The organism is Ginsengibacter sp., from assembly GCF_057362405.1.
Genome location: NZ_JBMQQG010000032.1, coordinates 1 through 14,777 on the forward strand (window position 1 = coordinate 1; position 14,777 = coordinate 14,777).

13 protein-coding genes are annotated in these 14,777 nt (G+C 40.9%); 9 read left to right on the forward strand and 4 right to left on the reverse strand.

Going from position 1 to position 14,777, the window contains the following annotated elements; genetic code table 11:
- Positions 1 to 465: 465 nt before the first annotated feature.
- Both ACO1O5_RS02435 and ACO1O5_RS02440 read left to right on the forward strand, forming a co-directional pair.
- Positions 466 to 1,482: a Cj0069 family protein gene (locus tag ACO1O5_RS02435; RefSeq protein WP_486268110.1), complete on the forward strand. Its 1,017-nt coding sequence runs from the start codon at positions 466 to 468 to the stop codon at positions 1,480 to 1,482.
- Positions 1,454 to 2,506, forward strand: a complete 1,053-nt coding sequence (locus tag ACO1O5_RS02440; RefSeq protein ID WP_486268112.1) for a YncE family protein — start codon at positions 1,454 to 1,456, stop codon at positions 2,504 to 2,506. The genes ACO1O5_RS02435 and ACO1O5_RS02440 overlap by 29 nt, the downstream gene beginning before the upstream one ends.
- 252 nt (positions 2,507 to 2,758) lie before the next feature.
- Here ACO1O5_RS02440 and ACO1O5_RS02445 read toward each other — a convergent pair whose 3' ends face one another.
- Positions 2,759 to 3,196: a hypothetical protein gene (locus ACO1O5_RS02445; protein ID WP_486268114.1), complete on the reverse strand. Its 438-nt coding sequence runs from the start codon at positions 3,194 to 3,196 to the stop codon at positions 2,759 to 2,761.
- Positions 3,197 to 3,498: 302 nt separating this feature from the next.
- Here ACO1O5_RS02445 and ACO1O5_RS02450 point away from each other — a divergent pair, with 302 nt between their 5' ends.
- The 5 genes from ACO1O5_RS02450 (at position 3,499) to ACO1O5_RS02470 (ending at position 9,775) form a co-directional block, all read left to right on the forward strand.
- Positions 3,499 to 3,942 (forward strand): DinB family protein, encoded by a 444-nt coding sequence (locus ACO1O5_RS02450; RefSeq protein ID WP_486268116.1) that lies wholly within the window; start codon positions 3,499 to 3,501, stop codon positions 3,940 to 3,942.
- 520 nt (positions 3,943 to 4,462) lie between these two features.
- Positions 4,463 to 5,467, forward strand: a complete 1,005-nt coding sequence (locus ACO1O5_RS02455) for a DUF4421 family protein (protein WP_486268118.1) — start codon at positions 4,463 to 4,465, stop codon at positions 5,465 to 5,467.
- Between the two features lie 100 nt (positions 5,468 to 5,567).
- Entirely contained in the window at positions 5,568 to 5,918 is a 351-nt protein-coding gene (locus ACO1O5_RS02460) for a VOC family protein (RefSeq protein ID WP_486268120.1), read from the forward strand.
- Positions 5,919 to 6,319: 401 nt separating this feature from the next.
- Positions 6,320 to 9,046: a M16 family metallopeptidase gene (locus ACO1O5_RS02465; RefSeq protein WP_486268122.1), complete on the forward strand. Its 2,727-nt coding sequence runs from the start codon at positions 6,320 to 6,322 to the stop codon at positions 9,044 to 9,046.
- 300 nt (positions 9,047 to 9,346) lie between these two features.
- On the forward strand, positions 9,347 to 9,775 hold the full coding sequence (locus tag ACO1O5_RS02470) for a hypothetical protein (RefSeq protein ID WP_486268124.1): 429 nt from the start codon (positions 9,347 to 9,349) through the stop codon (positions 9,773 to 9,775).
- Positions 9,776 to 9,929: 154 nt separating this feature from the next.
- Here the strand turns inward: ACO1O5_RS02470 and ACO1O5_RS02475 are convergent, their stop codons facing one another.
- Both ACO1O5_RS02475 and ACO1O5_RS02480 read right to left on the reverse strand, forming a co-directional pair.
- A complete protein-coding gene (locus tag ACO1O5_RS02475) occupies positions 9,930 to 10,367 on the reverse strand; it encodes an energy transducer TonB (protein WP_486268126.1) in 438 nt (145 codons plus the stop codon).
- A gap of 108 nt (positions 10,368 to 10,475) precedes the next feature.
- Positions 10,476 to 11,654 (reverse strand): hypothetical protein, encoded by a 1,179-nt coding sequence (locus ACO1O5_RS02480; protein ID WP_486268128.1) that lies wholly within the window; start codon positions 11,652 to 11,654, stop codon positions 10,476 to 10,478.
- Positions 11,655 to 12,139: 485 nt separating this feature from the next.
- Between ACO1O5_RS02480 and ACO1O5_RS02485 the strand changes: the two genes are divergently transcribed.
- Positions 12,140 to 12,484, forward strand: coding sequence for a ribose-5-phosphate isomerase (locus tag ACO1O5_RS02485; RefSeq protein WP_486268130.1), 345 nt, complete (start codon positions 12,140 to 12,142; stop codon positions 12,482 to 12,484).
- Between the two features lie 303 nt (positions 12,485 to 12,787).
- Here the strand turns inward: ACO1O5_RS02485 and ACO1O5_RS02490 are convergent, their stop codons facing one another.
- The gene (locus ACO1O5_RS02490) at positions 12,788 to 13,162 is read right to left on the reverse strand and encodes a co-chaperone GroES (protein WP_486268132.1); all 375 of its coding nucleotides are present in this window, start codon (positions 13,160 to 13,162) and stop codon (positions 12,788 to 12,790) included.
- Between the two features lie 347 nt (positions 13,163 to 13,509).
- Here ACO1O5_RS02490 and ACO1O5_RS02495 point away from each other — a divergent pair.
- Positions 13,510 to 14,777: family 78 glycoside hydrolase catalytic domain (locus ACO1O5_RS02495; protein ID WP_486268134.1), on the forward strand; the 1,268-nt coding region annotated here is incomplete at its 3' end.

Sequence of the window (14,777 nt, forward strand, 5' to 3'; positions counted from 1 at the left end):
GCTAATCCTTCATTATTTTTTTACGATATCCATTCAATTAGTTTATAATATCCCAGCCTGACCTCAGCTAATCCACGCTTGAAATGAGAACTATCCAGTTAAATAACTGTAAATGAAACTAACCTCTATTTCGTCCATTAACATAACAAGGATTGTTTAACGCAAGCTTTGTCGCATAGCCTTGTGCGTTAGCCATGCTTCCGGGAAGAAGGAACAAGTCGTGCTTTTTAAGTCGTTCCTTACCATCAAATAAACGAAATCGTGGCACAAAGGGCACACATAGAGTAAATTGGATAAACTAAATAAAACAATTAGTTTAGATTTGGTAACCGATAGGTATCGGATGGCTTTATGGAATCTGTCAGCCAGCCCCGGGCGGGTACAGGAACAAAGATGACCGTTAGCTAAAGCTAATAATTGGTAAAACGATACTTGCGGCTTGTTCAATTATAAAGAAAAGAGGCCATGAAAGCTAATTTAGCAGTAGTTGTATATGGTGATGTCAATTCTAAAAGAAATGCTTTAACAGAAGAAAAATATAAGGACCTGGCTCTCGCATTCCTGGCGCAGGGATCAAATATTGAATCCGTTGTATATAATGACCAGGTTGCTGAAAAATTAAGTAATGACCTCCTTAAATACGATGCCGTTTTAGTTTGGGTTAATCCCATTGAGCAGGGTAACGGCAGAGAGAAACTGGATTCCCTGTTGGTTAAATTATCCGATAAAGGTTGTTTTGTAAGTACGCATCCCGAAGTAATATTAAAAATGGGCACAAAAGATATATTGTACAAAACAAAGGATATGGACTGGGGAAGCGATATAAAAATCTACACTTCGTTCGAAGACTTTACAAAATATTTTCGCCAGTCTTTACAGTCGTTCGGGATAAGGGTGCTAAAGCAATATCGTGGAAACGGAGGTGATGGCGTATATAAAATTATGGCTGGCGCCTCAGCGGAAGAAGTAAAAATAATTCATGCCAAAGGCAGTGGTGAAGCAATAATTTTGTCGTGGAATGATTTTTATAATCAGTTCAAAAGTTTCTTTTCAAATAAGGGATTGTTGATAGACCAGGAGTGGAATAATTATATAGTAAACGGCATGGTGAGATGCTACGTAACCGGCAGGAAGGTTGCCGGCTTTGGTTACCAGGAGATAAATGCCCTTTATGACCCAGGAGGTGAAACATATATCCCACCAGGCAAGCGATATTATTTTACTGAAAACTGTGGTTTGTTTAATGATCTGAAGGAGATAATGGAAAATAAATGGGTGCCGCAACTAATGGATAAATTATCTATAGCCGATAACGTGATGCCGGTTATTTGGGATGCTGATTTTTTTATTAACGACCCCAACGCCGCCAATGCAATTGGGAAATATACGCTTTGCGAAATAAATGTGAGTTGTGTGTCCCCGTTCCCTCCAAGTGCTATTAAATTTATAGTTAATGAGGTTAATAATAGAATTAAGATATGATATGGTTTTCAAAAAAATAATCAAAAATATGAGCCGGAACCTTTCTGCAGTCCTTATTATTTTTACACTTGCCCTAAATGGATGCGACGCACAAAATAAAACCAGTTCACTAAAGTTGACTGCAACAATCCCACTACCCGGTGTAAGCGGCAGAATTGATCATTTAAGTATTGACAATACACATCAAATTATTTTTGTCGCCGCCCTGGGAAACAATAGTGTTGAAGTTGTTGATTTGAAAACTAAAAAGGTAATTCATTCTATTAAAGGGTTACATGAGCCACAAGGAGTCGCTTATATTCCGGAAAGCGATGCAGTATTTGTAGCTAATGGTGACAATGGTGAATGCGATGTTTTTAATGCCGCTACCTTTCAAAAAATAGGTTCATTGGCACTCACGGGCGATGCCGATAACGTTCGTTACGATTCGGCCGGCAAGAAAATATATGTTGGCTATGGCAATGGAGGAATTGCGATAATTGATGCAACCAATTTTAGACTTATTAATGAAATAAAATTTCCCGGGCACCCGGAATCGTTTCAATTAGATAAAGTTTCGAAAAAGATTTACGTGAATGTACCCGATGAAGAGCAAATTGATGTTATTGATTTGAATAAAAATGCTGTTGTTGAAAAATGGAAAATGAATGATGCAACTTCAAACTTCCCTATGGCTTTAGATGAAGCCAACCATCGGATGTTCTTAGGTTGCCGGCATTCCCCCAAACTTTTAATTATTGATACGCAGACAGGGAAAACAATTACCTCGTTCTCTATTGATGGCGACACAGATGATATATTTTATAACGCAACAGGCGAAGAAATTTACGTGAGTTGCGGCGAAGGCTTTGTCGATGTTTTCCGTCAAGCAGATGCAAACACCTACGCGTCAAACGGAAGAATTTCCACGAATTCCGGGGCAAGGACTTCTCTTTTTGTTCCCCGGCTCAATCAATTAATTGTGGCCTCACCCTTACGTTTTGGCAGAACTGCTTCATTATTAATTTACACTATTACAAAATAGTTACGCGTAAAAATAAATTTATCCAGCTGTAATTATTGCCCTAATTACATCTAAAAATATAAAAAGGATCATTTAACGCATGCTTTGTCGAATAACCTTGTGCGTTATGAAGCCCAAACATAACTGACTGTTGTTACAATCTCCTGGTAAACCCATAAATGCGATTACTTCGACCAAAACAAAAGGTTTCATGCCTTGCTATATATAAAGCATGAAACCTTATTGATAATAAAGTCATAAAAGAAGTGCGCCTTATTTTACGTATTCTTTGTTACCATTTTTATTGATGTAATATTTGCCACCTTTTGGACCCTGGTATAACGTTCTGCCTTTAGCATCAGTTCCTATTACAGCGTCCGCGGTTTTTACAGAAGTTGTTTTTGAAACCTGGGTTTGCACCTTTGGCTGAACCTGCTGAACCGCCTTTGGCTGTACAGTGGGTTGTGTTTTAGTTACCGGTGTTGCAGCAGGGGCAATGGTAGTGGTTTGGGCTTTCGTTTTATTAGCCTTTAGGCGCATGTCGGGCGTACCATCTTTTTTTAATCCTGTTGATTGCGTAGTGGTGGTTTGAACGGATGTGGTTTTTTCCTTTTTCTGTTTTTTTGTGGTTGCAGCGGGTGTGGTGGTCTGTGCGTACGTGAAGCCAGCTGAACCAACTATTAATGCAATCGCGATAATAATTCTTTTCATAAAATGTTTTTAAGTTTCATACAAGTTATAAGTATGGCAACTGATGATTGTCATTTCTGAGTAAAGAATGTGTTAACTCGTTTTACCGTCCTGGCGGGGTTTCACAACAACAGCTTTAAATTATTAAGAACTAACCATGAAGCCCCGATAACGACAGAATCTTCCGATGTTTTACATCACAATTCAAAGTATTAACCTCCGCCGATGGCAATGAAGCCAAAACACAGCGACTTATATTTAGGAGTTTGCGGTAATTTTATGATTCAAAAGGTGAACCTAATTCGTCAACTAACAAATTCACTATGTCTAATAACGAAATAGCTAATTTTTATGAGCGGGATATCCGCAAACTAATTGAAGAACTCAACTTATTTAAAGGCGAAGAAAACATATGGAAAACTTATGGATCAGTGAAGAACTCAAGTGGAAATCTTGCGCTGCATATAATTGGTGGGCTCAATCACCATATAGGAGTTGTACTTGCTAAAACTAATTATGTCCGCAACCGCGACCAGGAATTTATTCGCAGAGATGTGGGGAGAAAAGATCTCGTGGCCCAGTTGGAAGAGCTTATTCCAATGATCAACGAAACAGTAAACGCCCTCACTTTGAGCCAAATGGAGTCTGACTACCCAATATTTTTCGACAAACCCAATGCTTCTACCAACTACGTATTGGTGCAGTTGTTACTTCATTTAAATTATCACCTCGGCCAGGTAAATTATCTCCGCCGCATTTTGGAATAAAATGAAGAACTATCGTTTTCTGCTTTGATGATTGAGGAATATAAACTCATTGACATACCTTGTCTGCTTCATTGAGGGCCGAACGAATAAAAGCGACCAACAAAATATCCACTCTCCTATTTCGTCCAAATATCTAAAAATTGTTTAGCCCGGCATTTATCGAATAGCCTTTTGCGTTAGCCATGCAACCCCAGGAACCGGACATGTACTGCCCGGCATCTTAATCATTGCCTGCTTTAATTAAACGAAATTACCAGAGACGCCGCAGCCATAGCATGAAATTGGTTGAACTAAATAAAACAATTACTTTATGCTGGTGATACGATAAGTATGGTATTTATATATATTGCTGAGGCTAATGCGTAAGAAAATAAAATAAGTAAAAGCCTGATAAGTATTCCAATTCCAGGCGCATTCTTTTTTGGCGAGGGAAAAAAACCGCACGAGGACTAAGCGTTTAAAAATGATGATGAGATATTGGTATATTTGGTATCTGTGTTTCCATCCTAAAATGACTTTTATGAAAAGGAATCATTGCGTTATCAAATTCGCCTGTGGCTTATGTCTTATGACATTATTTTTTTCTACACGTTCCTTTGCTCAAAATACCGATACTGTCGATAACGGATATTATATTATTTACCCCGAAAAACTGATTCTCAGGTTGTATCTGTCGAGCAAATTTGCTCCTCTGACTATTTCGTCTTCCGGCAAAGAAGATCTTAATTACAGGACCAATTCAAAACTAAATCTCGGTGCAGGGTTTACTTATAAAGCTATTACCCTGAATCTTTCTTACGGGTTTAATTTCTTAAACCCCAACAAAGGAAGGGGCGACACAAAAGGCCTTGATCTGCAGTTGCATGTTTATGCGAGAAAATTCGCGATTGATATTTTAGGAGCGTTTCTCAGGGGTTACTATCTTGACCCTAAAGATAAGAACGGCCTCAGCTTAAGCGACTATTATAAACGGCCCGACCTTCACAGGAATATCGTTGGCATCTCATTTTACAGAGTGGTTAATTTCGACAAATTTTCTTTCAGAGCCGCATTCAATCAAAAGGACTGGCAAACAAAATCTGCCGGTTCGCTTTTATACGGAGCAGAAAGCCATTATGGAATTGTAAACGCCGACAGTGCCTTCGTGCCTTCCGTTGCCAGCACCATATACCCACAAGCGGGGATTAATCAAATAAAATTTTTGAGCATAGGACCGGGTATCGGTTACGCATACACGCTGGTATTAAGCAGGCATTTTTTTATCACAGGCTCAGCTATCGCAAGTGCTAACTTAAATATATCTTCAGAAGAAAATGGTGGAACCACAAAGCAGAAGGTGAAAGTACTACCTGGCGGCAATTACAAAGGAGCTCTTGGTTATAACAGTAGTTCCTGGAGTATAACTGCCGCCCTAATGGGCAATGCCTTATATGCAGGAAGCGCAGCGTCATACAAAGAATATTTTGTACCTACCGGTACCGTAAACTTTGTAGTAGCTAAAAAAATAGGAGGAAACAAGAAGTAATTAACCGTGATAAAGCTTATCAATACCTGCCTGCTGCGGCTATCAAAGAAATCACCAACCGGCTGCAAGTTGAAAATGCCAACACATAAATTACAGAACAATGTACAAAGCAAAATATGTAAGCCCAATGATACCTTCTTTTAATATTGATAAGACGGTTTCATTTTTTATAAATGTGCTTGACTTTGAGGTGAGAAGAGATGATAAAACTTATGTAATCCTGTATAAAGACAACACAACAGTACACATCTTGCGGGCAGGTTCGGATATTGGCGAAATGGAATTCTATTTTGAAGTAGATGATATAGAAAAAGTATGGGATAATATGAAAGGTAAACTGGATGGAATAAAATTTAAAGCGCCGTTTGACCAGGAATATGGAATGCGGGAAGTTCATGTAACAATCCCAGAAACAAATACGCTTATGTTTATAGGACAAGCAATAAATTGATTTCCATAATAACATGACCAGACTATTTCCTTCTATTCGGGCAGGTATATAAGAGGGTTGTTTAGCACGGGACTTGTTCGCATAGGCTTGTGCGTTAGCCATCTTTCCTGAATACGGGACGAGTCATGCTTTGGGTCTTAAGCCATTGCCTGGTTCAATTAAAATATGTTGCTGCATTTAGGTTACCGTAACTTGAACTGGGTAAACTAAATAAAACAAATACGTTAAGCTTTAAACCAATTCGTGACACAAAAGCAACCCCAATGATAGTACTTTGCACTAAAGACCGGGGCAATGGTTTTATGTGGTAACTTTATTGGTATAAGTAACCATCAACTGGCCTACCCGGAACATCTTCAACCATTAGACAACATTAATTTTAACGTATAAAATATTAGTTTATGAAAAGTCATGATTTCTTACGCAGGCTGTTTATTAATTTGTTTAAAGACGTAATTCCGGCGCCGGCGATACGAGGCTTGATTCTTATACTCGTGGTTTTAACATCTGCATCAACCTGTTTGTTTGGCCAGTCCCCCGAAGGAAATTCGGTATTAAGAAAAACGCTTACTAACGGTATGCGGGTAATAATTGTGAAAAATGATCTGGCGCCGGTTGTTGCAACAGAACTAAATTATATCGTTGGGTCAAAGGAAACGCCGCAGGGATTTCCGGGAACAGCTCATGCCGTTGAGCACATGATGTTTCGCGGAAGCAAAGGTTTGGATGCCGATCAACTGGCAGACATCAGCGCAGCTATGGGTGGCGATTTTGATGCGGATACCCGTGAGACGGTTACCCAATACTATTTTACTTTGCCGGCCGAAGATTTGGGTATAGCGCTGAAACTCGAGTCACTTCGCATGCGTTCTGTTTTAAGTACAGACTCCCTCTGGAAAAATGAGCGGGGCGCCATTGAGCAGGAAGTGGCAGCAGATATGTCAAACCCAACTTATGTATTTTTTACTAAGTTATTAAAAGCACTATTCAAGGGTACGCCATACGAGAATAGTGGATTAGGCACCCGGCCTACTTTTGATAAGACTACTGCTGCCATGCTTAAAAAATTTCACGATAGCTGGTATGCACCTAATAATGCGGTTTTAGTAATAGTCGGTAATCTTGACCTGCAAAAGACATTAGATGAAGTTGAAAAAACATTTGGAACTATCCCATCCGTAAAGCTGCCCGCCAGGCCTTCTGTTAACCTGCAACCTGTAAAGTCAGACACGTTAAAGCTGCCTACAGATCTCCCTTATGGTTTGGCCTTAGCATCCTTCCGGATGCCCGGAACCCAAGATCCTGATTATCCAGCGGCCAAAATTATGTCAGACGTTTTAAGTAGCCAGCGTGCCGATCTTTACGGACTGGTTCCGCAGGGGAAGGCTTTGTATGCCGGATTTCAGATTTCGGGTATGCCGGAAGTAGGATTATCTTTTGCATTGGGTGTGTTTCCGAAAGGCGCCAATGCTAAATTACTAATCAGGGAAATCAGCGATATTCTGGCAAGCTATGTAAAAAGCGGCTTACCTGCTGACCTGGTTGAAGCCGCTCAGCGGCATGAAATTGCAGATGCAGAGTTTGGAAAAAATTCAATTTCAGGGTTAGCTGACAGGTGGTCTACTGCGGTTGCAATTGACCTTAAGAATTCTCCTGATGATGAGCTGACCATGTTAAAAAAAGTAACGCTGGAAGATGTTAACCGGGTGGCCAGAAAATATTTGAATCCTGCTCATGCCATTTACGCGGTACTAACTCCTGAACCTTCAGGAAAACCTTTATCAAAGAGTAGCTTTGGAGGAAAAGAATCATTTGCATCCAACAATCCAAAAGAAGTTGAACTTCCCGAATGGGCTGATTTGTTAAAGAGGGAATTAAAGGTTCCGCCTTCCGTGGTTAATCCCGTTGTATATACTTTAGATAACGGCATCAGGCTGATCATACAGCCTGAAAATATCAGTAATTCTGTAAGCATTTACGGAGCCGTCAAAAATAATGCTGACATTGAAGCGCCTGCAGGGGAAGAAGGAGTCGACGAGGTACTATCACAATTATTTCCTTATGGAACCACAACCTATAACCGGATCGACTTCCAGAAGCAATTAGACGATATCAGCGCAAACGAAAATGCCGGGACTGATTTTTCACTTGAAGTGCTTAGTGATCATTTCGAAAAGGGAGTTCAGTTACTGGCAGATAATTTGTTGCATCCTGCGTTACCCCAACATGCTTTTGAAGTGGTACGTTCACAAACAGCAAGAGAGGTTGCCGGGCAAATTCAAAGCCCGGGTTTTTTAACTAACCTGGCGTTAGAGAGAGCGCTGTTACCTGCTAACGACCCGGAGTTAAGGCATAGTACGCCAAAAAGCGTCGATTCACTGAAATTAGCGTCTGTAAATAATTATTATCAAAAAGTTTTCCGTCCCGATCTGACCAGTATTGTTGTTATTGGAAAGGTAGACCCGGAGCAGGCGAAATCTGTGATAGAGAAATATTTCGGTGAATGGAAAGCATCCGGTACTCCTCCCATAACTGATTATTCACCCGTACCCGAAAATAAACCGGAAGCTACGGCAGTGCCGGACCGGAGCCGGGTTCAGGATAACGTAACGCTGGCGCATACCCTGTCTTTAACTTATAGTGACCCGGATTATTATGCGCTTCAGTTAGGCAATCATGTATTGGGAGGAGGGTTTTATGCTACCCGTTTTTACAAGGACCTTAGGGAAAATGCGGGGTTGGTTTACTATGTAGGTTCCGATTTCAAAATTGGAAAAACAAGATCCACATACGAGGTGAGGTATGCCTGCGATCCGCCCAATGTGTCTAAGGCAAGAACGATTATTGTAAGGGACCTCAAACAAATGATAGCTACTCCTGTAAGCGATAAAGAATTGAAGCAGGCACAAACGATGGCGCTTAGAGATATACAGTTGTCTGAATCCAGCGTGAGTAGTATCGGTAACGGATTGCTGAGCCGGTCGGTAAACGGGTTGCCTTTGAATCAGCCCACCATTACTGCCGAACAATATTTAAAGCTCACACCGAAGGACATAAAGGATGCCTTTGCCAAATGGGTTCGCCCTGATGACTTTGTTCAGATAACACAAGGACCCACTCCGCAATAACGGGAACAATGCCGGACCGGGATATCGAAAGTAATTTATAGTTAATAGGAACATTGCGTATAGACTTGCGTATTAGTCATGCTTCGCTAAGGCCATGACTAATCTTCCTAAGCACCTTATTTTGCCGGGGGTACATAAAAGTGTTGTTTGGCCAGGCCTTGTTACATTAAGCTGAAGTCCTGGTGACCTGTTAATAATGAACTTTAATTTATACATTTGGCAACGGTTACACGCAGACGAAGATTTATTTAAGAAGACGAATAACTTTTTGCCATCCCTATAATTTTATAAACAGAATTTATGGAGCCAACTAATTCGCTTGACGATCAGCTAACAGACTTTGACAAACCTCCTATTTATTCACGAAATGCCGTTCGGGGATTCGCGATTATTTTTAGCGCTATTTTTGGCGGAGTACTCTTAATGCAGAACCTCAACAGTATTGGCAAACCAAGGGAGGCCAGAATTGCTTTTGGAATCTCTGTTGGAATAACAATTTGTGAAATTGCCATTGGAACGTTGATCGGGCAGGCAACATCATCAACGGGAATTGTCCTGAGTATTTTAGGTGCCAGTGCATTGTCGGAATTTGTCTATAAAAAATACATTCCTGGCGAGATGAACTATAACAAGAAGCCTATTTGGAAGCCGTTAATTGTTGGTTTAATTATTTTTATACCATTAGTAGCGCTCGTTATTTATGGCGGTGTTCACGGCACCAGGCAATAGTTCATCCTGGTAAGAAATTTATTTAGTTGTTGGCGCTCCACTGTTTAGATCAGGTTTGAAAAGAATTGTTTAATGTAGATTTTATCGAATAGCCTTGTGCGTGAACAATACTTCCACGTCCCCGCGGACGATCCGAGTTCACCGGAACTATCTCCTACTTATCCGGCTCTGTTAGTGTCACCGGTTGTAACCTGTAAGCATTTACGTACCTGCCATTTTGCTGAGCCGGTATCCATCGCGGGCCGTTTTCAATAGCCTCCACAGCAATTTTGGCGAGCCTGGATTTTTTCATTGTTGTGGCTTCCACTTCGCTTACATAGCCATTCTTTCCTACTATAAATTTTACAATGCAGGTTCCGTAATCTTTTTTGGTTAGCTGATCTATACTCTGCATTATCCGTTTGCTGATATACTTAACCCATGCCGGCTGACCACCGGGAAATGATGCTTCTACCTCCACGTTAGTATAGTAACTGCTATCGCCGCCATCACTTGAATCAACAGGCTTATCTGTCGTTTGTGCCTGCACGTTAGCACAAAAAAATAAAAATGAAATCAATATTGCAGGGAGAAATTTAAAAAAAACTTTCATAAAAGTTGTTTTGGTTATTTAGCTGACAAAATAATGAAATTTTATTTACAGTGCGGGCTGCAATATTCCCTTGAAGATTATTTTCATTGATAGCAAGGCAGCACGCCGTTACTTTTTAAAATAAGTTCTAAATGCGCCGCTGGTAATAGAATGTGTTTGGCCAAATTCATCAATAACCGGCCCGGCAAAGTTGCCTTCCACAAGCCTCGTCGAATCATTATAGGTTGTAATAAGAATGGTAAAACCCGGTAAAGCAGTTGAAGCCGATAGATTTCCCGTGTTGTCAAAGTGCAATACAAAGCCGATAAAATCCCTGCTGCCATTAGTGGCCGGGTGGTAAGAGCCTGTTGTGAGTGCATGATTAATGCGTGAGAACAATAACTGGAAAGTAATAGGCGCACCAAAAGGACCGTCGGTGGCTCCATACACCTGCAGCGTATTTATGGTATTTGACGGATACAGCATATTAACACTGGTAATTACAATACCACTGTCTAACAGTCCCTTTTCATCTACTCCGTCCGCGGTATATCGCCAGAACATCCTGTTGTTCATCGTGTCGCTGATAACAGGTACCACAAAGGTGCACCTGGTTCCAGCAACAGTTACCGGTATGGTAGTATTGCCTGCAGTATCAGGTGTGCCGCTTCCCGTAAGGGTTATCGGGTAGTTGCCTGCTGCGGTAAAAGTTCCGGTGGCGCTAAAACTGATTCCATTTACCGCGGTTGTCTCAATGCTGTAAGGGCCGGGGTTAATAACATTCACGCGGATATTAATAGTATCACCTTCAACTAAAGGCACACCTGTTATATAAGTGCCATTTACCCTGGTCGCGTTGCAATTTCCGGAGAGGTTAAACGTGGCAGAATCCGGGGCAACGGTAAATGTGCAGCTACTGTTATTAAAATACAGTTTAAACACAGCTGCGTTCGCAACTAACGGTTTGCCATACCCGTTAAGCTTAACATACTGCAAGCCGGTGACACCTGCATAGCCGGTGGCATTAAAATAAAACCCGTTCACCGTGTCGGTATAGATGGTATAAGAACCGGGGCTGCCGATATTGACCTCCACCGTTATATAATTATTATCCGTCAAAGCGATAGTAGTTTTATAGGAACCACTTATGGCTATGCCGCCGCAATGGCCCAGTGAATCGGATAAAGAACCGACAGCAACTAAATGAGCGCTGCCGGCTTCGTAACTAAATTCTTTATGGCACGAAATTACCAGTAACCACACACTGCCGATTAAAACACTAATAATTGAAAAAGAGTATCTGTGCATACGCCAGGCCTATCATGTTTAAGTTACCGATTTAATTTGATGAGAGAAAAAAATCTTGACGTTGCTACTTTCTTCATTCATGGATATAGGCTATTCATTTTTTTAAATGTGCCTTTAAAAAGAATGTAACTTTGTAATGTTACCGGCAGAAATTTCGGTTCCTAATCTCTGGAACCAATTTCAATAATTAGAGTGTTGGTAACAGACGACCCTTGTTTTTACAGGGGTTTCCTTTAAGGGAGTAAACTGAACTGTCTTTTTTAATTATTAAATGAAATGTTTAGGTTAATAGTCTTTAAATGAATTCATCGCCTCCCCATATAGGAGTTGATGCGCAACCCCACCTGGCTTTCTAAATTAGCATTATCTTAGAATAAAATACCGAAAGACTTTTAAATTTTCCATGAATCGTTGGGTGGCACAACCGCCCGAAGCGCAGGAGACAAATATTGCTTTCGTTCATTGGCATAATAATAATTAAAAAAATGAGGTACCAGGTTTACGTTGTAGAGTTATCAAAACGGGTCTTTACAGAAAATGCAAAGTTCCGGGCTGCTAATCCCCAATTTAATGGAGTGCTTCAATGTCTTTATGTGGGCATGACCAGTAAGACTCCGGCAGAACGGTTCAGGCAGCATAAAGCCGGCTATGTAAATAAGAAAGGCCATAAGTTATCTGCTAATATTGTTCAGAAATATGGCACCTACTTACGACCTAGCCTATACGATGATATAAATCTGAAACCCATGACCAGGCAAGAAGCATTGATAATGGAAGAAAAGCTCGCGTTGGATTTAAGAAGGCAAGGTTATGCTGTTTGGTTTAATTGATTTTAAAGACTGTTGTTATTTTGGTCGAAGCATACAAAAGGAGTTGGTGGGCTCCGGGCGCTATCGCATATCCGTATAGGTTCTGATGATTCCCAATAAATACGACCGGAAGGGCCGTGTTACTTAAGTTATTGACCGCTTTGATAAAAAAAATAAATAGCTCGTTGCCAGTGTAACTCAAAAAACCCGCGTCAATAAAACTTTGGCTGCACGCATAGCCTTTATGCTAATGCTGTTATGCGCAAATTTAATATGACATGGGCTACTTTTGCGTAGACATTTTGGGGGGCCACGGGTGAACAATTAATATAAATCATCTTCCCTTTCCAGCATCAGAATAGCACTTTGTGGTACAATAAAATATTTGTCTCCTTCGTACATAACCTCGGTAGCACCGCTTAAGAGGAAGATAGCTAAATCTCCTTCTTTTGCCTGCAGTGGTATATATTTTATTTTTTCTTCCTCCCCTTTCCAGGGCTCATCTTCCACGGGAATAGGAATGGCATAGCCCGGCCCGGCTTTGATTACATACCCCTGCTGCACTTTTTCTTTTTCCTGCACTCCGGGCGGCAGGTAAAGGCCACTGGCAGTTCGTTCATTCGCCTGGGTGGGTTTTATCAGCAACCTGTCGCCAATCACAATTAATTTCTTCAGCTTGTTATCGGGTGTTATGTGCATACGATCGCATTTACCGTGCAAAAATACAGCATCTCATATCACACCTTGCGCAGGTGAATGAATAATTATACGAATTGAGAGCATTGTATTTTCCTCTGTTTTGTCCATACGGTAAAAAAAACGTTCATTGCAGGCACTGTCGAATAGCCTTGTGCGTTAGCCATGCTTCCAAATAAACCGACAATCTATGTTTGGAGTATTGTGCCATCACCTGCCTGGCTGCACAAGAGGTGCACATAAAGTGTAATTGGACAGTCTAAATAAAAAAATTATTTTACAATAAATTTTGAATGCGCCTGAGACGGGCTTTTTATTATCATCGGCGGAAAATAAATTGATTGAAAAAGATGAGAAGAAGAAGATCTATGTTTAGTAATGTTAAGACGCGACTAATGTTGATTATTGCCTTTGAATGCTTTGTGTCGACGGGCTATACGCAGAAGGAAATTTCCTCATTTAAGTTTGAAAAAATGTTGGTGGAGTATGCAGAAAATCCAATCAACATCGACGCAGAACATCCGCGGTTTTCCTGGATTGTTTCTTCTCCGGACAGAAACCAGGTGCAGTCGGGTTACCAGTTAATGGTGGCCTCTTCAAAAAAGCTGCTAAGCCAGAATCATCCGGATTTATGGAATTCAGGGAAAGTAGTTTCGAATGAAACCATCCAGCATGAATATGATAATAATAATCTCAGATCAAACAATACCTATTATTGGAAAGTCGTCTTTTGGGATGGAAACATGCATCGTTATGAAAGCCCTATAGAAAAATTTGAGACTGCTTTTTTAAACGAGGATGAATGGAAAGCGAATTGGATTGGGAACGGGAGAACCCCGGAACTCCTGCCGTCACAAGGATTCTATAAAGATGTGAAGGAACAACTGCCCGGCAATGACAGCATTGTGCATGATGGGCGATCACTTTTATTGCGACGCGAGGTGAAAGTGGCGAAGACGATTCAATCGGCTCGTGCTTACATTACCGGCCTTGGTTATTACGAATTTTTTATTAATGGTAAACGAGTGGGTGATCACGTGCTGGCGCCCGCCAAAACACCTTACAACAAATATGTTTTGTTCGATACGTACGACGTAACTGCATTGCTCAAGCAGGGGGAAAATACTCTTGGAATTCATCTTGGAAATGGTTGGTATAATCCCTATAAAAAATGGTGGGATACATATAGGATGCAATGGTTTGGCAGTAAGAAAGCGATTGCGCAGATTTTGGTTACCTATAGGGATGGCAGTACCAGTTGGATAACTACTGATAAGAACTGGCGTTGTGCTCCGGGACCAATCGCCTACGATTGTGTTTACGATGGTGAAGTGTATGATGCTAACCAGGACCACGGAGGTTGGACAAAGAACGGTTACGACGATTCGAACTGGAAACCAGTTACTGTATTTGCGAAGTATAAAGTGAAATTGGTTTCGCACACCATGCCTGCCATCAAAGTGCATGAAATTTTTAAACCAAAAGAAATTAAAGTTTCCAGACCAAATACGAAAGTGTTTGATATGGGGCAGAATTTTGCAGGCTGGGTGCGCATTACAACCAAAGGGGCCAAAAATACCATTTTGAAGATAAGGTTCGCAGAAGATATTTATCCCGA